A 17,864-nucleotide genomic window follows, 5' to 3' on the forward strand; every position below is an offset into this window, starting at 1 on the left:
ATGCGTGACTTCAGCTACCTTCAGGACATGAACGAGCGGAGCCTGGCGCAGCAGGCCGCTGTGCGCAAGGCGACCTTCTCGCCGTCCGAGACCAAGCAGCTGCGACCCTTCTCCATCTGGGAAATCTCGAGCTTCATGTTCGACGTGCCCGCAGACACGCTGCGCAAGAAGCTGGCGGAGGATCCTTCGTTGCCGCAGGGCGTGGTTGAGGAGGAAGGCCGCCAGAGATGGTTCACTCTGGCCGAGATCAACGAGCTTCGCCGACGGGTCCGGTTTCGCGGGAAGAAGCTGTTGCCGGAGCGTCCGAAGGGGCGCGCGCTGCGCGTGGCCGTCTCCAACTTCAAGGGCGGCGTGGGCAAGACGGTGGTGGCGCAGCATCTTGCCAACGCGGCCGCGCTCGACGGCTACCGCGTGCTGGTGGTCGATTTCGACCCGCAGGCGACGCTGACGCACTCGATGGGGCTGGTCGAGGTCAAGGAGTGGGACACGGTCTGGGGCATCATGTGCCGCGATCTCTGCAAGGAGGCCGACCGGATCATGGAGGCCTATGACGACCCGGCAGACTGCCCCTACCCGGCCGCCGACGAACTGCCCAAGGATGTCCAGGAAATCGGCACGATGCGCGTGCAGGACTTCATCCAGCGCACGGCCTGGTCGACGATCGACATCATTCCGTCCTGCGCCAACGCGGCCTTCGTCGAGTTCGCCTCCGCGCAATACCGCTCGCTGCACAAGGCCTGGTCCTTCTTCGGCTGCGTCGCGCGTTATCTCGACGAGCTGCCCGAGGACCAGTACGACCTCGTGATCTTCGATTGCCCGCCGGCCATCGGCTATCAGTCGCTGAACGCAGCCTTTGCGGCGGACGTGCTCTACATCCCCTCCGGGCCCGGCTACTGGGAGTATGACTCGACGACCTCGTTCCTCGGGCAGCTTGGCGACGCGCTGCAGGAGATCTCGGTCGGCTTCGAACGGATCGCGGCGGATGCCGGGATCCAGCTCCCCAAGCGGTTCGTCGATATCCGTGTGCTGATGACCCGGTTCGAGGCTGCAAACCCGCTGCATGTGGCGATGCTCCAGGCGTTTCGAAATGTGTTCGGGGCCGACGTCTGCCAGCACCCGATCGAGATGACCCGCGCCGTGGAGCAGTCCGGCCGGTTCCAGATGTCGGTCTATGAGCAGGACTACCGCGAGATGACGCGCGAGACCTGGAAACGGGCGCGGCAGTCTTTCGACAACGCCTATGCCGAGTTCAAGGAGACGATCCTGAAGGCATGGAAAGAACGCAACGAGATGCGGGAGGTGGCGTGATGGTCAAGGGCAACAGGTTCGGGATCGGTCCTGTCGAGGCGCCGACGACCGGGACCCGGCGCAGCCGCGATCCGGGTCCGATGGGCGTGGCGGTGCGAGAGAGCGCCGCGAGTGCGCAGGAGGCGAGCGATGCGCTGGTCGAGCAGCGGAGGCAGAATGCCGCCGATGCGCGGGAGTTCCGCGCGGCGCGCGACGAGGGCAGGGTGCTCGTCCGGCTGCCGGTGGGCGAGATCGAGGTGGACCAGCTTCCTCGCGATCGGCTCGACCTCGAGGGCATTGCCGAAAGCGACGAGATGGAGGAACTGAAGGCCTCGATCCGCGAGCGCGGACAGCGCGAACCCATCGAGGTCTACCTCTCGAGCTCGGGGCGCTATCAGCTCAAGAAAGGATGGCGTCGTCTCACCGCGCTGCGCCAGCTTCATGCGGAAAGTCAGGAGGAGCGGTTCGCCTGCGCCATTGCGCGCGTCACGACGCCGGATGCCGACCGCGCCGATCTCTACGTCGATATGGTGGAAGAGAACGTCATCCGCCAGGACCTGAGCTTCGCCGAGATGGCGCAGATCGCCCTGGCGCTGGCGGCCGATCCGCAGGCGGGGGTGGGCGATGCCGATGCCGCCGTTGCGAGGCTCTACCGCTCGCTCCACAAGGTGAAGCGCTCCTACATCCGGTCCTTCGTGGCCTTGATGGCGGCCGTGGGCGAGGATCTCCCGTTTCCCCGGGCCGTTCCGCGGGACCTCGGGGTGGAGGTCGCGCGGAAGCTCGGCGACGGGCTGGAGATTCCGCGGGGCCGTCTCGCGGCCTGTGCCTCCGCGGAGGAGCAGAACGATCTGCTGCGGGGGCTCGTCCAGGGGGCCGCACGCCCGGCGGATGTCGGGGCTGCGGCTGCGCCGACGGCGCGCCAGAAGTACGAGTTCCGGGTGGGCGACACGAAGGTGACCGCCCGCAATGGTGAGTTCCGAATCCGCGCCGCCTGCGACTATTCCGGCATCGAGCGCAGGGTGCTCGAGAGGGCGGTCCGTGCTTTCCAGGATGCGCTGTCCCGCAAGGAGTGAGACGCCGCAGTTACCGGTCGGGCTGGTTACCGGCCGGTAACGGTTTCATGCTGTCAGGGCGGGGGTCCGGGCCGGCGAAACTCCGATGTGCGCCGTGCCATCCGGGGCGGCCGATGGGACAGCTGACGTGCGGCGACCTTGTTGCTTGTATCGCCCGGTGCATGGTCAGCGACCGGAACGCCGAGGACTTCCGGCGAGCGCGCCGCGCTTCAACGGCCTGACCTCCGCGGTGTCAGGTCATAGGCCCAGAGGAACCTCTGGCCGTCGCGCGGCTCCGTCGATCACAGTAACCCGGCTTTTTCTGCCCTGTTGAGCAGCATTTTCACCGAAGAGGGGTTCCACCTGGTTCGACCTCGTGGGGTGCGTTCACGCATGGCCTCCAGCCGGTCGCAGATCGCCTGAAGGGTGATGTCGGGGTCTGCGCCCTTAATGGCGGCGACGATGACGGACAGGCGGTCGTCGCCGCGCCGCCGTCCGGCGCGTCCCAGCACGGTCTCGGGGAGGAAGCCGTCGCGAACATAGGCGTTCACGGCGCGCAGCAGGCGGGCCTGCGTCCAGTGGCGATCGTAGGGCAGGGGAGCGTTCACGATGCGCAGCAAGTCCTCCCAGGCCATGTCGGGCCGCAGTCGGCGGACGTGGGGCACCCAGTCCTGCGCGGTCTCGCCCAGGCGTTCCATGTAGCCGTCGGCCCGTGCCAGCCGAACCTTGCGCAGCGCCGCCGGATCGCGGGCCCGCAGGCCCGGATTGCCGCCCACGCGGCCTTCGGTCCGTGCGTGGGCGAGCCCTGCCTTGGTCCGCTCGCGGATGAGGGCGCGCTCGAACTCGGCCGCGGCGCCAAGAACCTGAAGCGTGAACTTGCCCTGCGGTGAGGCGGTGTCGATCGGATCCTGCAGTGACCGGAAGAAGGCGCCCTTGGCTTCGAGGCGCTCGATCACCTCGAGAAGATGCGAGAGCGAGCGCGCGAGGCGATCAATGCGGACGACCACCAGCGTGTCGCCCTTGCCGATGCGCTCGAGGAGGCGCGTCAGCACGGGTCGGGCTCGATTGCCGCCCGATGCCTGCTCCTCGTGGATCTCGGCGCATCCTGCCGATCTCAGGGCCTGCGCTTGGGGCAGGGGGGTCTGATCCTCGGTCGAGACGCGGGCATAGCCGATCAAGGGCATCGAGACGGGCCGTTTGCAGTTTCATCTGCTGCAAATAAACGACCGTTTGTAAACGCAAGCAAGGGGCAGGCACCCTGTTCCCGACGGTCAGAAACCGCTTGGTTTTCAGGTGAATGTGCCGCTGGAACCGTAAGGGCGTGCGCCCGTCACCCATGCCCTGAACGGTGCGATGCGTCAGCCGGAGTACCATCCGAAAAGGTCCCTCAGTAGCGCGCATAATGGCAGCAGTCTGCGCGCTAAATCCTCCAACCATTTGTCACAAAAAGGTACTTGCCGTGCTGCAGATGGTGGTCCCGGAGCCGCCCTGGCGGTGCGTCCGCTTCCGCGCGATCCGCCTGCGGATTTCCGCCGCAAATGCCATCGCCCAAGCGATCTCATCGTCGCGCACGTCCCGCTCGCTCTCCTTCAGCGCACTCTCGGCCGCCAGCAGCACCCGGTCACATCACTCCGACAGCCGATGCGCCGGCACGTTCAGTTCGCGCGACAGGGCCTCCAGGCTCTCGCCCCGCATCAGCCGCTGCACCACGTCCAGCTTCCTCTTCGCCGAGAAGCGCGTGCCCGGGCCAGCCTCGGCCCCGGCTCCGCCAGCGTGTGGGGCGCGCGTCGCCGGGGCCGAGGCCTCCGCTGCGCCAGGTTTCTGCTCGTTGTCTATCCCCGTTCCCTGGGAAAGTAGCGCTCGGCGATGTCTCAAGAAACCGTGCCCCGGCCGGCCCAACGCGCCGGGCGCTGGCGCGGCCAGCCTTACGCGCCGCCGGAAGGGGGACGGCCGCGGGAGGAACCGGAGCACCCGCCTCTTGATCTCGCGCGCCAATAGACCGACTGTGCGCCCGCCTTCCGCATCGACCGCATGCGTCCTACGCGCAGGGCTGCGCCCGAACGAAGATGAGCAACGAGCCACCAGGCCGCGAATGACCCTTTCCCCTAACCAGACACTCGAGCGAAACCGAAGACTGATAGACGATCTGCGTGCCCGACCAGCAGAGACGCCTTGGCTGGAGTTCAAGGAGAACAACGCAGATGCCTCGCTGATTGGCAAGCTGGTCTCCGCGCTGTCGAATGCTGCCCGTCTGGCTGACCAGCATTTTGGGTATCTTGTATGGGGTGTCCGCGATGGCAACCACGAGGCTGTCGGCACCAGCTTCGACTTCGCAACGAAGCGCGAACAAGGCCAGCCATTCGAGCTCTGGCTGGCCAACCGACTTCAGCCCGGCCTCGATTTCCGGTTCGAGGAGGTCGACTATCGGGGCGTACGGCTCGTCCTGCTGACGATACCGGCCGCGGGCACGGCACCGATCGAGTTTGACCGTATCAGCTACGTGCGGATCGGCAGCGCCACACCGAGGCTCTCAGATCATCCGGAGCGGCTTCGTGCGCTCTGGGCCAGGCTTCAACCCTACGCGTGGGAAGCCGGACTCACTGCGCAGTTCGTGACCGGCGACGACGTCCTCGCGCGGCTCGACTATGCGAACTATTTCGACCTGACTGGTCAGCGATTGCCGGACAATCGGCACGGCATCTTTGACAGGCTTCAAGCGGATCGGCTGATTCAGCAGGACGTTGGAGGGCACTGGAACATCACCAACCTTGGCGCGATCCTCTTTGCCAAGCGCCTCGCAGACTTCGGCCCCTCGCTCGAACGAAAAGGCGTCAGGTTCGTCGCCTATGGTGGTCCCGGCCGCGCCTACGCCGTAACGCACCGCCAGGATGGACAGCGTGGATATGCCGCCGGATTTCAGGGACTTATCGATTTCATCGACGGACTGCTTCCGCGCAACGAGCACATCGGCTCGGCCTTCCGGGAAGAACGTCCACTCTATCCTGCCATTGCCATTCGAGAGCTGGTTGCGAATGCGCTGATCCATCAGGACATGACGATCACGGGTGCCGGGCCCCTGATCGAGCTTTTCAGCGACCGCATGGAGATCACGAACCCCGGTGCGCCGCTAGTCAGCCCCGACCGGTTCCTTGACGCACCGCCGCGGTCCCGCAACGAGGCGTTGGCATCGCTGATGCGGCGGATGCGTCTCTGTGAGGAACAAGGCACCGGCATCGACAAGGTTCTGACCGCGGTCGAACTCCATCAGCTTCCGCCGCCCGATTTCCGCACGGAGGGAGAGGCGGTCAGGGTAGTGTTCTTCGCGCCCCGCCGCTTCGCCGACATGACGCCCGAGGAGCGCGTTCGCGCATGCTACCAGCACGCCGCCCTGAAATACGAGAGTGGCCAGCGGATGACCAACGCAACCTTGAGGGACCGTTTGGGGATAGATCCTCGCAACGCCTCGCAGGCCTCTGTCATCATCCGGCTTGCGGTGGGATCCGATCTCATCCGGCCAGCAGATCCGGAGCATCCTCGCGCAGGTTATGTCCCCTTCTGGGCTTGAGCCGACATGTTTTGATCGGGTTTTGATCCAGGAGTTGTGCCCCAGCGACGGATCTGCACGAAGCTATGTAATGTCAGATAGTTACGCACCGCACCCGCTCCATCTGGACTTGATCGGGTTTTGATCCGGGCCTGCTCCCTCGCAGGCCGCCGCCTGTTCTGGAGCCTGGGGCCACAGTCGGTTCTCCGCGCGAAGGCGCCATAGTGGTGCGCACACCGGGGTCATCGGGTCACGGATTCCGATAACATCCGGTCAGCCATTCCGATTTGATCCGGTCGTGGATTCCGGGGTGCCCGATCGCTCCGAGATCCTGCCGTAAGACACGCTGCTGGGCGATCGCTGTCAATCGGCTTCCAAAACTGGCTCTGACGCAATCTCTGTGCAAGTTTGGTGTGACGCCCTAGCTCTGGCACATGATGTAGCTGGAGGATTTGGCGATGGGCGGGATTGCGAGCTATGGCGGGGTACTGCCGCCGGGTCTTCGACTTCACGACGTGAGGCTGGAGGGGGACGAGGTGCTGATCCGCGCGCGTGTCGCAAACGATAGGGCCCGTTGTCCGTCGTGCGGCACGGTTTCAACCCGGCTCCACAGCCGATACGCGCGCCGTCTGTCGGATCTTCCCGCTCACGGGCGTCGCGTCCGGATCGTGCTGACCGTGCGGCGCTTTCGGTGCCCGAGCCGGACGTGCCGAACCCGGATCTTCGGCGAGCGTCTCGACGAAGGGATCGGCCAGCGCCATGGTCGCCGAACCGCGCGGCTGCAAGGGCTCGTCCACTGTCTTGGACTGGCCTTGGGCGGCCGGCCCGGGCAGGCGCTGGCCCATCGACTGCTGCTGCGCGTGAGCAAGGACACCTTGCTTCGCGCCGTGAAGAATGGCCTGGTGTAGAGCGTCAACCTTCTTGGCCGTGACCGACAACCAGGATGGCCGGTTTTGACCGCTGCGGTCGTTGGTGTTACTCGGCGCTGATCTCCCTAAGCTTGTCGTTGATGTTGTCGGTGGCTTCGACGCCGATGTTGTCGCTGGAGGCTGTCGGCGCAGCGACAGGCTCGGAGGATCGGCGTCGTGCGGCGGCGCGGCGGCGGAAGCTCTCGCCGTTCATCTCGAGGATGGTGGCGTGGTGAACCAGCCGGTCGATGGCGGCGACGGTCATGGCCTGATCGGGGAAGACGCGGTTCCAGGCGCTGAACGGCTGGTTGGCGGCGATGGCGAGGCTTCGCGTCTCGTAGCGCCGGGCGATGAGCTCGAAGAGCACCGAGCTCTCGGCCTGGTCCTTCTGGGCGTAGGTGATGTCGTCGAGAATGATCAGGTCGAACTTGTCGAGCTTCGCGAGTGCGGCCTCGAGGACCAGATCGCGGCGGGCGGCCTGCAGCCTCTGCACGATGTCGGTGGTGGGGGTGTAGAGGACGCGCTTGCCGGCCTCGACGAGAGCATGGCCGATGGCACAGAGAACGTGGCTCTTGCCGGCGCCCGAGTTGCCGATGGCGATGAGATTGGCGCCGGTCTCAACCCAATCCCCGGCGGCCAGCGCCTCGATGCGGGCCCGGGTCACGCCGGGCAGTGCCTTGAAGTCGAGCGTTGCCAGCGTCTTGCCGCCGGGGAGTTCGGACTGCTGCAGATGGCGCTGGATGCGGCGGGCATCGCGATCGGCGAGCTCGACCTCGGCCAAAGCTGCGAGGAAGCGCGACGCGGGCCAGCCCTCGGCGTCGGCGCGGTCTGCGAGCATCGTCCAGTGGCGCTGGATGCTGGGCAGGCGGAGAGCCGTGAGCATGGCGGGCAACGCATGCACATCGACGGGGCGCGGGGCAGCGGCGGTCATGCGCGCGCCTCCAGCAGTTCGTCGAAGCGGGCGAGATCGGTGAGGTTGACGGGCGTGTCGTCGGGCAGCTCGCGCCGGCGCGGCTCCAGCTTACTCCTTAGCGCATGGGCTTCGGGCAATTCGCCATGACCGAGGGTCTGGGCAATCAGCGCGGCCAGTTCAGCCTCACAGCCCTCCTCATGGGCGAGCCACAGCAGATCGACCATGCGACGGCAGGCGTCGCGACGCGGCAAGGCGGCGGACAACGCGACCCAGGCCTCGGCGTATTCCGATCGCGGGAACAGGCCGTCGCGGTAAACGGAACCGGCCAGCGCCTGCGGCTTGCGGCGCAGGGCGTGGATGACATGGCGATAGTTGACGCAGTGGACGCGGGTGCCGTCATCGCGGCCGCGACGGCGGGGGTGCGTGACGACAGGGGTCGCTCCGAGAAAGGCCTCGATCCGGTCGTCGTAGACATGGACCCGTTTCGCCGGAGGCGAACCTCCGGTTCGACCGCTTGCCGATCAGTTGGGAGGGCGCCGAGTAGAAGACCTGGTGGACCAGGAAGCCCCCGGTCTTCGTGACCCGCGCGACCACCTCGGTGAAGTCGGTGGTGCGCCGGGCCGGCAGCGGCCTGAGCGCCGCCATCTCAATGCGCACCGCGGACTCGCGCCGGCGGTTGCGTCGAGCAACCAGTTCATCGACGAAGCGGCGCCAGCTGGCGAGATCGGCGAAGTCGCGGGAGCCGCGCAGGATCAGGGCCTGATCAAGGGCGACCTTCAGGTGGTTGTTGTGGGCCTCGACAGATCCATTCTCGTGCGCCTCGCCCGGATTGTTGCGGCTGGCGAGCATGCCGTAGTGGGCGCAGAAGGCGTCATAGCGCTTGGTGACGTCCGCCGCGGCCTCGGCATCGAGGTTCCGATAAGCTGCGGACAGGCTGTCGGTGCGATGCTCGCCAGGCACTCCGCCAAGGGTCCAGAGCGCGTTCTGGAGGTTCTCGGCCAGCGCCGGGAAGCTCTCGCCGCCCAGCACCACGGCGGCATGTTCCCAGCCGCTGTAGGCCAGGACGAAGTGGTAGAGGCGCTGCTCAAGCGGCTGCCCCGCGATCGTCACGCAGAGTTCGTTCGCATCGGTGAAGTCCGACAGCGCCATCCGGCCGGGTTCCGGCGTCTGGCGGAAGATCACGTCGCGCTCGGGTCCGTTCAGGGCACGCCAGTCGCGGACGCGCCGCTCGAGCGTCCGGCGCACGCGGTCGTCGGGGAAGGCCTCCGGATCGCTCGTCTGAAGGTGCCGCAACAGGGTGACGGCCTGAACGGCTGGATCACGCGCGAGGATCGGCAGCAGCACCGGTTCCCACACCGCCTCGAGCGGGTCGGGCACGGTGCGGCCCCGGGGGGCCGGACGTTGCGATGGAAGGCGCGGATCGGCATCGATGCGGCGGGCGGTGCGTTCGCTGAAGCCGGCGCGGGCGGCGGCGACACGCTGGCTGTGCTGGAGACGGTCGGTCATGTAGACTCTCACTTGCTGGTCGGTGACGGGTTTGCCCGGCACGGTCGGATCTCCGTTTGGTAGCAGAGACCTCGACCCTACCGGCCCGCAGCGGCCAGCACCTACCCTTCTCCCCCGAAACGAGGGCCAGCCGCTGGGTTCAGCCTCCGGGACGGGCTACGCCCGTCCTCCGGCTGAACCCAGCGGCCAACTTGCCTGACGGTTTCGGCCAACTTGGTTGTCGCTCATCAGCCTGGCTTCGGAAGCGCCACCGCCCCGCGTCATCGGCATCGACGACTGGGCCTGGAGGAAGGGGCACCGCTACGGCTCGATCCTCTGCGACCTCGAGCGGCGCAAGGTGATCGACCTTTTGCCGGACCGGGAGCCGGCGACCGTCGAGGCTTGGCTAGCCGAGCACCCCAGCGTGGAGATCGTCTCCCGCGACCGCGGCGGCGGGTATGGACTGGCCGTGGCGAACGGACGACCTGAGGCCGTCCAGGTGGCCGATCGCTGGCACCTGCTCGAGAATGCGAGCCGCGCGTTCCTTGATGCGGTCCGCAGTTCCATGCCGGAGATCCGTCGGGCGCTGGGGCGGGCAAGGTGGATCCCACCTTGCTGACCTCGGCGGAACGCATTCAATACGTTGGATTTCTCCGTCGGCAAGAGGCGAACGCGGCGGTGCGCGCGCTGGCCGATGAGGGAATGCCCATCAAGCAGATCGTCCGGCGAACGGGCTGCAGCCGACAACTGGTGCGCCGGATCCTGAGGGGGCAGCGCGAGGACGTCTTCCGCGTCCGGCAGCACTCGCTCGAGCCATGGCTGCCTTGGCTGGATGCCGAGTGGACGGCCGGGTGCCGGAACGGTGCCGAGCTCTGGCGTCGGATGCAGGCGGCCGGATTCCGCGGCAGCCTGCGCGTCGTCACTGAATGGGCAACCCGCCGTCGCCGGGCGGAGGCGTCGCGCGCCGAACTTCCGGCCCGCTGCCCGGCAGCCCGCACCATCGCCAGGGCGATGACGTTGCGACGCCACGACCTCGCTCGGGACGAAGCCCTCATGGTCGCGGCGATCGAGGCGAAGGTGCCGGAGCTCGCCACGGCCGCGGCGCTGCTCGACCGGTTCCAGCGCATGGTCCGAAAGCGAAGCGCCGACCATCTGGCCGAGTGGCTGGATGCTGCCGCCACCAGCCCGCTCGCATCCTTCGCCAGAGGCCTGATGGCAGATCAGGCCGCCGTCTTGGCCGCTTTGCGGGAGCCGTGGTCCAACGGGCAGACGGAAGGCCAGATCAACCGCTTGAAGATGCTCAAACGCCAGATGTTCGGCCGTGCCGGCCTTGTGCTTCTCAAGGCCCGCCTGATCGGAACGGCCTCATGACCGCCGAAGCTGCACCGAAATTGAATCAGACCCAAACTTGCACGCCGGATCACACTGATCACTGGCACCGTGCCGTTCGGACGTGATCTGACGGCGCGCCTCACCAGTGGTCGGGATCAGGCGACCAGTTGTGCCGCCTTGCGCTTCGCATAACGAAGGTCACGAGCCGTTTTGCGGGCGGCTTCATCGGAAAGGACAAGAGCAATTCGTCGGGCCTGAGCCGACTGGCTCGCTTCAATCGCTGCAGCTTCTGCGGCCTGTCGGCGCACATCTTCCTCAACAACTGCGGCAGCCTCGGCGGCCGCGATCTGCAGCTGCTCCAGCTTCTCCGCTTCGCGCGCTGCGCGCCTTGCGTCGCGTGCCCGCGCCACCTCGGCACGTGCAGCCAGCTTTACGGCCAGATCAGGCGCGGCAGTCGCGCTCTTGAACTTTTCCAGAAGCGCCGCCTTGGCATTGCTCGCATCGCTTCTGCGATCCGAATATTCCTTGAATTTTGTCATTCCATTTTCTCTGCTGATGGCGTGAATCCGAAAAGGATCTGTCAAGCTGGATTGGCGCGCTGTTTCTTTGATGGCAGAGAAGAAATTGCCTTTCCTGCCTGCTCTCTTTCAAGGCGCGCTATTCTCAGTCGGCGGGTTATATTCGCACGCTCGGAGAGCTCCGCATCCTGTTCCCGCAAAGCGCGCGTGCGATCCAGAAAATGCGATTGCGTTTTACTGAAAGCCGTTTCCGCAATCTGCCGTGCTCTGCTCATTGTACCAGACATGATGAACTCCGATTTCGAGAACGTTTCCAACTCGTACCGGAGGAGAGATCTCCCACTCCGCCACTTTGTTTTGTGAGCGCGGCAGGCGAGGCTGTGCCGCTCTGCCTTCCGGGGCCATGAACTTGTGGGTAGGACCACTCAACGCGCACGCCTACGGGCCGGATCATCCGGCCGCGCGCCGGGTCGCGTAGCCTACAAGATCTTCCGGAATGTAGCCGGCCGATCTGGCCGCAGCGGCAAAGGCGCGTCGCGCCACGCCGACAGGCACAATACAGTTCATGGCGGCATCAACCTGTTTCAGAGCGGTCGAACGGGCATCGTCGGCAATCGGCCATCTCTTCAGCAACCAGTATTTTACTTGTTCGATCGTGCTGAATTTTTGCACATCCCCATCAGGAGATATGACAAGGGAAAGGGGTGGCCCCCAGTTAATTTCAATCAACCAGATATCTTTCATGAAAGACGAACGGCATACGCGAGATCGTATCTTCACCGTTCCAGGGATCGCGGGTCCGGCTTCGAACCGATCCAGCATTCGCTTTTTTCAGCCTGAAATTCAGGCAAGGACGAGGTTCGTCGCGGACTCACGACCGTTGCGGTCGGTTTCCATGTCGTACGTCACGGCCTGACCGTCATTCGGCTGATGGATCCCGGCGCGTTCCAGCGCAGTCACATGGACAAACACGTCCTTGGATCCGTGCGCCGGGGCGATGAAACCGAAACCTTTGGTGGCGTTGAACCATTTCACGGTGCCATTGGCCATCGTGATATTCCTTACATAAGTGCCGCCCGCGAAATGCGACGGCCCGGCAAAGCTGAAGATCCAAAGCTGAGCCGAAAGGGACAGGTCCGAAAAACAGAAGATGCTCAGTACACATAGTGCAAGAGAGGCAAGATTACTAGCTGAGGATTCCTGAAGGTGGCCGTCTGCGGTGTTACCTGCTGTTATCGCAGAAAACTATCCTTCTGCGGCTCAGCATGACCCTCGCCCGTGTCGGCGGACCTGCCGCCCGTTTGAGGCGATGTATTGCCATACTTCGTCCAAGGGAGCGCCTCGCGACGCTGGGCGCGAGCGAGGCGCGAAGTACTGAAAGACCGCTTTCCGCCCTCCGCGTCGGGGTCACATTGCTACAGCAGCGGGGTCCGGATCCATAGTGGGCTGTCCCCGCTCTCTGCAGTGCAGCGACTGTGCTGCTGTGGGCAATCCGTCGTCAACCTGAGCGTCTGAAGAGGTCGATCCACTTCAGTCGTGTGTGGAGAGCTTGCGCACGACGCGATAGAGCAGGCAAGACCCTAGACCGTAGTTGGCGATCACATAAAGCGGGAAGCTCGACATGAAGTCTCAGCCTCGCCGCCGATGATGATCTGGCCGCGCCGTCGCCCGATCAGCCGGCCGCTTGCCAGGAGGTGACGGCCGGCATTCCATTTGATCAGACACCTGTGTCATAGCCCACGCATATTGCCGTGGTGCGGTGCCTGAGGATCAGGCCGCCCGTTCGGGCAGGTCCATGCCCAGCCACTCGTTGTAGAAGGCGTCGATGTCGGGCTCGAAGTCGTGGATCACCGGATACCACGGCGTGGGCGCCTCGACGTCGAGCAAGTCGCCCGACAGGGGGCAGTAGTATTCGCGGATCACCTGCCACGATGTCGAGGGTGCCATCAGGCGGGGATAGATCTCCTCCATCTCGGAGGGCGTCTCGCGCACGCGCATCACGGCGTGAAGCTTCCAGTTCTCGCGCCAGTCGCAGAACTCGTGTCCGGCGTGGGACTTCACCACCCACCTGTGGTCCGTCTTGCGCTGGACGATGTAGAGCTTCGGCCCGACCGGCAGGATGATCCGGTCGTCCCACGGCACCTGCTCCTGCAGGATCTCGAGATACATCTCGAAACGCTCCTTGTCCTTGGGCGTAGCGAGCATGGTGTGGAGCGTGTCGCGGTCGATCTTGCCGTCGACGAGGTCCTTGATCTTGGTCTTGGTGTAAGCCATTTGGCAGATCCTCTGCTTTCGGGATGATGCGCCACGCGGGTGGCGTGGCGGCGCTGCGTCATTCCTCGACGAACTGGACGGTCTTCACGTCGGGCAGTTCGGAGAGATCCATCGAATACTCCCGGCCATAGGACGGGATCGGCAGGTCCGCCTCCATCAGCCGCCAGTCCACCGGCAGGTCCCAGAACTTGCGGAACCCTTCCTCCCAGCGCGGACCGAGCTTGAACGACGCCGCGTACATCTGCTGCACATGCACGCCCGCCTCCTTGCGCAGGATCCGCTCGCGTTCGCGGGCCATCCAGTCGCGGGTGGGCACCGCCTTGGCCAGACGCTCGCGGCGGATGGCGGCGCGGCGGGCTTCGGTGGCGGCCTCGTCCACCCCGAAGAGCCCGTCGGCCTGCCGCACCAGCGCCACGCCATAGACGCTGTCAGCGAAGCGTTCGATCAGGTAGCCGCCGTTCACGTCGTCGGCAACCGCCTGCGGATCACGGTCGAGCGGATCGCCGAAGCCCGGGCCGCCACGCATGTAGTTGAGGTAGAGGTCGTAGTCCTTGAACATCGCCTCGGTGGTGATGGCCTGCTTGTCGCGCTTGATCCGCGCGTCCTTCAGCATCCCGTCCCAGACCGGGTTCTGGGGGTCGGTGTCGCCACCGTGGGGGATGTCGCCGCCCTTGGCGATGGTCTCGCGCAGGCCGGTGTCATGCGCCTCGAAGCGGTAGCCCGAGGCCGCCGGATAGCCGCCCATCAGCCCCCAGTCAGAACTGATGTGACCATTGCCCATGAAGAACATGGTCCAGTCCTTGGCATTCCAGACCATGCGCAGGCTCTCGAAGCCGCAGCCGCCGCGGTACTTGCCCGCCCCGCCCGAGGAGGCCTTGATCTGGCGGCCGAGGTAGATCAGGGGTTCCGCCAGCTCCCAGATCTCCATGTCGCCCATGTCGCCCTCGGGGTTCCAGATCGCCGCGGCGTGGCTGATGCCATCGGCGATGGCCGAGGCTCCGACCCCGTTCGCCGCGCATTCGAACGAGTTCACGGCATGGATCTCGTCGTACTGGTTGAAGCCCCCGCCTTGCAGCCAGTTCGACGTGTTGGCGTTGCCGGCGTTCACCTCTTCCAGGTAGCCGCGGCCGAAGTAGCTGCGCGAAAGCCCCCGCCACAGCGCCGTCCACGAACTGACGAGGAAGTGCCAGCTGTAGGCGAAGGCCACGCGCCGGTCGTCGGGGTTCATCCAGGTGCCCTTGGGCAGGCGGAATTCGGTGCCGTAGGCCGCGCCGTCATTGATCATCTCGGTCGGGATCAGCGTCTGGGTCATCATCACCCAGATACCAGAGGTGAAGCTGACCGAGTGGGCGTTGTAGGTGTGCCAGCCCCAGCGGCTCGAGCCTTCGAAGTCCAGCCGCCACGTTCCGTCCGGCCGGATCGTCATCTCGGACGGCGTGTGCATGATCGTGTCGACCTTGGCGAAGTCGGACGGTACGCGCACGTCATCGTGCGCATAGGGCACGTCGACGAAGCCCACCTGCCGGTACTTGCCGGGGATGGTCATGGCCTTGATGCGGTTCTGCAGGCCAAGCCGGCCGTGCTCCACCGCCTCGTAGGCGAACTGCCAGTAGGCCTCGATGCCTTCCTCGGCGATCACCTCCTCGACCATTCGGCGGATCATGTGGCAGCCGGCGATTCGGGTGCGCTCGTCCAGCATCCAGTAGCGGGTGGTGCGCACGGCGCGCTGGCTTTCGTGCAGCCAGTCGCGGAACAGCGTGTCGTTCTCGCCGACCTTGCGGCAGGTGATCGAGTAGCCGTCACCGAAGCGCTGCACCTGCCCCGTGGTCATCGAGCCGGGCCCGACGGCGCCGGTGTCGATCACATGGGTCACGCCACCAACCCATCCGATCAGCTCGCCCTTGTGGAAGATCGGCACGATCGTGTGGATGTCGCAGGGGTGGACGTTGCCGATCAGGCTGTCGTTGTTGCAGAAGATGTCCTTGTCCTTGACGCCGGGGTTACTCTCCCAGTCGTTCTCGATCATGTACTTGATCGCGGCGCCCATGGTGCCGACGTGAATGATGATCCCGGTCGAGGTCAGGATGGAATCGCCGGCCGCATTGTAGAGGGTGAAGCACAGTTCCCCCTCCTGCTCGACAATGGGCGAGGCCGCGATCTTCTTCGCCGTCTCGCGCGCATCCACCACCCCGGCCCGCAGCCGCGAGAACAGCTTGTTGTAGAGGATCGGGTCCTGGTCGCGCAGTTCCATCTTCTTCAGCCCGGCGTAGTGGCCGGTGCGCTTCGTCTCGGACATGATCTCGTCGCGGTGCTGCTTCAGCGTCTGGCCGCCGCGGACGATGCCCTTCAGCTTCATTGGTGCGTTCATGGTCGTGCCCTCCCTTACACTTCCTTCAGGTGGAACAGGCGATGCCCGTCGAGCCAGGTCTCGAAGCCGCCTGGCACGACGAAGGTCGTGGCGTCGGATTCGATGATCGCGGGGCCGGTGATGCGGTTGCCGGGCTGGAGCATCTCCATCCGGTAAAGCTGCGCATCGACCCACTTCTTCTTGCGGTAGAACTTGCGGGTGCCGAGCTTCGCCTCCTCCGGCGGGGTCGGTCCGACCTCGGGTTCCTTCGGGATCTTCGGCTTGGGGATCGGCACCGTGCCGCGCATGATCGCGCCGGTGACGGAATAGCCCAACTCGGGCGAGCGCGCCGAGGCCGCGTAGACTCGGCCGTAGGTGTCGTTGAAGGCCGCGACCAGCTTGTCCCAGTCGGCCGCGGTCTTCGCGGTATGGATCGGGCTTTCGATCTCGAGGTCGTTCAGCTGCCCGCGGTACTGCATCCGGAAGCCGGGTTGCAGCCTGACCTGCTCGCGGCTGTAGCCGTTCAGCTCGAACTCTTCCAGCACGCGCTCGGTCAGCTCGTGCCAGGCCGCGTTCAGCGTCTGCGCCTCGGCGATCTTCAGGTCGTCCGAGGCAGTCTCGGCGATGTTGAGATCGAGCGACTTGTCATAGCGATACTCGAAATCCGCCGCCGCGCAGCCGAAGGCCGAGAAGCCCGCGGCCCAGGCGGGAACGATGACGTCCTCGAAGCCCAGCCCCTCGGTATAGCCGTAGGTGTGGACCGGCCCCGCCCCGCCGTAGCTGAAGCAGGTGAAGGAAGCCGGGCTGTAGCCCTTGCCCGAGATCATCGAGCGGAGGTAGTCGCGCAGGTCGCTGTCGAGAAGCTCGATCACCCCCGCCGCCGCGTCCTCGACAGAGAGGCCCAGCGGATCGGCCACCTGCACCTTCATCGCGTCCCACGCCCGTTGGCGATCGAGCTTCACCTGCCCGCCGAGGAAGTTGTCGGGGTTGAGGTAGCCGAGGATGACGTGGCAGTCCGAGATCGTCACCGTCTCGATGCCCGATGCCTCCCAGCAGACGCCGACGCGGTAGCCCGCCGAGTCGGGCCCCAGCTTGATCGCCTTGGTATAGGGATCGAGTCGGATGAAGGACCCCGCGCCCGCGCCGACCGAGTCCATGGCGACGAGCGGCAGGGACAGAACCAGCCGCGCCATGTCGGGGTCGTTCCTGATCGTCAGCTCGTTCTGGGTGATCAGCGCCACGTCGAAGGACGTCCCGCCGATGTCCGAGCAGGCGATGTTGCGGTAGCCCAGCACCTCGCCCAGGTACTTCGCCCCGATCACGCCGCCGATCGGCCCCGAGACGATGGTGCGCGCCAGCTCCTTGGCCTTCCAGCTGATCGTGCCGCCATGCGTCGCCATCACGCGGAAGTCGAACTTCGAGCCGTTCTCCTTGAAGGCGCCGGTGATCTTCTTCAGCGTCTGGCGCGAGGGCTCCGCCGCATAGGCCTCGAGGATCGTGGTGTTGGTGCGGTGGGTCTCCTTGCGCACCGGGTAGTAGTCGACCGAGGCAAAGACCGGGATCTGCGCGCCCGCCGTCTCGACCTCCTCGCGCACGATGTCGCGCACGCGGCGTTCGTGACCGGGGTTCTTGTAGCTGTGCAGCAGCGAGATCACGATGCCCTCGACCCCTTGCGCGATCAGGTCGCGCGCGGCCTGACGGGCGGTGTCCTCGCGCAGCGGGATCACCACGTCGCCCGACATGTCCACCCGCTCCATCACGCCGCGCGTCAGGTGGCGCGGCACCAGCGGCGGGTCGTAATAGTGGGTGTTCAGATGGATGCGGTCTTCATAGGCGAAGCCCAGATAAGCCTGGATTGCACGTCCCATGCGGTGGAAATCCTCCATACCCGCATTGACGATCAGCCCGCATTTCAGGCCCTTGCGCTGGACCACGCGATTGAGCATCGCGGTGCCCGAATAGACCCCGGTCTGGATCGAGGACAGCGCGTCCTCGAGGCTCAGCCCCCAGTGCGCCAGCCCCTCGCGGCTCGACTCGATCAGGCCGAGCGCCTCGTTCTCGGGTGTCGATTGCGCCTTGCCGACGACGAACTCCCCTTCCGCGTCGACGAAGAACGTGTCGGTCATGGTCCCGCCCGCGTCGATGCCAAGCACCTGCACGGACCGGGCGTTCTGCTTGTCCAGTGGCATGAACAGCTCCTTCCT

Annotated in this window: 14 protein-coding genes and 2 pseudogenes; 5 read left to right on the plus strand and 11 right to left on the minus strand. The window is 65.5% G+C overall.

Annotation, left to right across the window (positions count from 1 at the left end):
• Positions 1-1,308 (plus strand): AAA family ATPase, encoded by a 1,308-nt coding sequence (locus tag LV780_RS20845; RefSeq protein WP_011911178.1) that lies wholly within the window; start codon positions 1-3, stop codon positions 1,306-1,308.
• Positions 1,308-2,360, plus strand: coding sequence for a ParB N-terminal domain-containing protein (locus tag LV780_RS20850; RefSeq protein WP_108222758.1), 1,053 nt, complete (start codon positions 1,308-1,310; stop codon positions 2,358-2,360). The genes LV780_RS20845 and LV780_RS20850 overlap by 1 nt, the downstream gene beginning before the upstream one ends.
• Positions 2,361-2,641: 281 nt before the next feature.
• On the opposite strand, the gene LV780_RS20855 is transcribed toward LV780_RS20850, so the two are convergent.
• A complete protein-coding gene (locus LV780_RS20855) occupies positions 2,642-3,523 on the minus strand; it encodes a recombinase family protein (RefSeq protein ID WP_101342009.1) in 882 nt (293 codons plus the stop codon).
• Between the two features lie 256 nt (positions 3,524-3,779).
• Positions 3,780-3,956: a hypothetical protein gene (locus tag LV780_RS20860; RefSeq protein WP_181318595.1), complete on the minus strand. Its 177-nt coding sequence runs from the start codon at positions 3,954-3,956 to the stop codon at positions 3,780-3,782.
• 475 nt (positions 3,957-4,431) lie between these two features.
• On the opposite strand from LV780_RS20860, the gene LV780_RS20865 reads away from it, so the two are divergent.
• Complete coding sequence (locus tag LV780_RS20865) at positions 4,432-5,904, plus strand: ATP-binding protein (RefSeq protein WP_101342006.1); 1,473 nt, start codon at positions 4,432-4,434, stop codon at positions 5,902-5,904.
• 437 nt (positions 5,905-6,341) lie between these two features.
• Entirely contained in the window at positions 6,342-6,791 is a 450-nt protein-coding gene (locus LV780_RS22155) for a transposase family protein (protein ID WP_108222759.1), read from the plus strand.
• Between the two features lie 67 nt (positions 6,792-6,858).
• Here LV780_RS22155 and istB read toward each other — a convergent pair whose 3' ends face one another.
• Together istB and istA are read right to left on the minus strand one after the other, a co-directional pair.
• The gene (istB, locus tag LV780_RS20875; RefSeq protein WP_101339570.1) at positions 6,859-7,722 is read right to left on the minus strand and encodes an IS21-like element helper ATPase IstB; all 864 of its coding nucleotides are present in this window, start codon (positions 7,720-7,722) and stop codon (positions 6,859-6,861) included.
• Positions 7,719-9,252, minus strand: a pseudogene (gene istA, locus LV780_RS20880) (IS21 family transposase). Before istA ends, istB begins: the two are co-directional and overlap by 4 nt.
• A gap of 196 nt (positions 9,253-9,448) precedes the next feature.
• Here istA and LV780_RS20885 point away from each other — a divergent pair.
• Positions 9,449-10,560 (plus strand): annotated as a pseudogene (locus LV780_RS20885) (ISL3 family transposase); the annotation flags it as partial.
• A gap of 116 nt (positions 10,561-10,676) precedes the next feature.
• On the opposite strand, the gene LV780_RS20890 reads toward LV780_RS20885, so the two are convergent.
• From LV780_RS20890 to LV780_RS20920, 7 genes are all read right to left on the minus strand, one after another.
• The gene (locus LV780_RS20890; protein ID WP_044249869.1) at positions 10,677-11,060 is read right to left on the minus strand and encodes a DUF6481 family protein; all 384 of its coding nucleotides are present in this window, start codon (positions 11,058-11,060) and stop codon (positions 10,677-10,679) included.
• Positions 11,061-11,101: 41 nt separating this feature from the next.
• Positions 11,102-11,326 carry a hypothetical protein gene (locus LV780_RS20895; RefSeq protein ID WP_108222736.1) on the minus strand — a complete coding sequence of 75 codons (225 nt, stop codon included), beginning with the start codon at positions 11,324-11,326 and terminating at the stop codon, positions 11,102-11,104.
• Between the two features lie 163 nt (positions 11,327-11,489).
• Entirely contained in the window at positions 11,490-11,861 is a 372-nt protein-coding gene (locus LV780_RS20900) for a DUF982 domain-containing protein (RefSeq protein ID WP_108222735.1), read from the minus strand.
• A 21-nt stretch (positions 11,862-11,882) separates the two neighbouring features.
• Positions 11,883-12,089, minus strand: a complete 207-nt coding sequence (locus LV780_RS20905) for a cold-shock protein (RefSeq protein ID WP_108222734.1) — start codon at positions 12,087-12,089, stop codon at positions 11,883-11,885.
• Positions 12,090-12,809: 720 nt separating this feature from the next.
• Positions 12,810-13,313 carry an acetone carboxylase subunit gamma gene (locus LV780_RS20910; protein ID WP_101341611.1) on the minus strand — a complete coding sequence of 168 codons (504 nt, stop codon included), beginning with the start codon at positions 13,311-13,313 and terminating at the stop codon, positions 12,810-12,812.
• A 58-nt stretch (positions 13,314-13,371) separates the two neighbouring features.
• On the minus strand, positions 13,372-15,681 hold the full coding sequence (locus LV780_RS20915) for a hydantoinase B/oxoprolinase family protein (protein ID WP_108222733.1): 2,310 nt from the start codon (positions 15,679-15,681) through the stop codon (positions 13,372-13,374).
• 14 nt (positions 15,682-15,695) lie between these two features.
• Complete coding sequence (locus LV780_RS20920) at positions 15,696-17,849, minus strand: hydantoinase/oxoprolinase family protein (protein WP_108222732.1); 2,154 nt, start codon at positions 17,847-17,849, stop codon at positions 15,696-15,698.
• Positions 17,850-17,864 lie beyond the last annotated feature (15 nt).

This window comes from Cereibacter azotoformans (assembly GCF_021391315.1).
GTDB classification, from domain to species: Bacteria; Pseudomonadota; Alphaproteobacteria; order Rhodobacterales; family Rhodobacteraceae; genus Cereibacter_A; species Cereibacter_A azotoformans.

What these genes read in the sequence shown, in the direction of transcription:
- LV780_RS20845 (WP_011911178.1), top strand. Translation starts at nt 1, where the DNA reads ATGCGTGACTTCAGCTACCTTCAGGACATGAACGAGCGGAGCCTGGCG.
- LV780_RS20850 (WP_108222758.1), top strand. Translation starts at nt 1,308, where the DNA reads ATGGTCAAGGGCAACAGGTTCGGGATCGGTCCTGTCGAGGCGCCGACG.
- LV780_RS20855 (WP_101342009.1), bottom strand. Translation starts at nt 3,523, where the DNA reads ATGCCCTTGATCGGCTATGCCCGCGTCTCGACCGAGGATCAGACCCCC.
- LV780_RS20865 (WP_101342006.1), top strand. Translation starts at nt 4,432, where the DNA reads ATGACCCTTTCCCCTAACCAGACACTCGAGCGAAACCGAAGACTGATA.
- LV780_RS22155 (WP_108222759.1), top strand. Translation starts at nt 6,342, where the DNA reads ATGGGCGGGATTGCGAGCTATGGCGGGGTACTGCCGCCGGGTCTTCGA.
- istB (WP_101339570.1), bottom strand. Translation starts at nt 7,722, where the DNA reads ATGACCGCCGCTGCCCCGCGCCCCGTCGATGTGCATGCGTTGCCCGCC.
- LV780_RS20890 (WP_044249869.1), bottom strand. Translation starts at nt 11,060, where the DNA reads ATGACAAAATTCAAGGAATATTCGGATCGCAGAAGCGATGCGAGCAAT.
- LV780_RS20895 (WP_108222736.1), bottom strand. Translation starts at nt 11,326, where the DNA reads ATGTCTGGTACAATGAGCAGAGCACGGCAGATTGCGGAAACGGCTTTC.
- LV780_RS20900 (WP_108222735.1), bottom strand. Translation starts at nt 11,861, where the DNA reads ATGCTGGATCGGTTCGAAGCCGGACCCGCGATCCCTGGAACGGTGAAG.
- LV780_RS20905 (WP_108222734.1), bottom strand. Translation starts at nt 12,089, where the DNA reads ATGGCCAATGGCACCGTGAAATGGTTCAACGCCACCAAAGGTTTCGGT.
- LV780_RS20910 (WP_101341611.1), bottom strand. Translation starts at nt 13,313, where the DNA reads ATGGCTTACACCAAGACCAAGATCAAGGACCTCGTCGACGGCAAGATC.
- LV780_RS20915 (WP_108222733.1), bottom strand. Translation starts at nt 15,681, where the DNA reads ATGAACGCACCAATGAAGCTGAAGGGCATCGTCCGCGGCGGCCAGACG.
- LV780_RS20920 (WP_108222732.1), bottom strand. Translation starts at nt 17,849, where the DNA reads ATGCCACTGGACAAGCAGAACGCCCGGTCCGTGCAGGTGCTTGGCATC.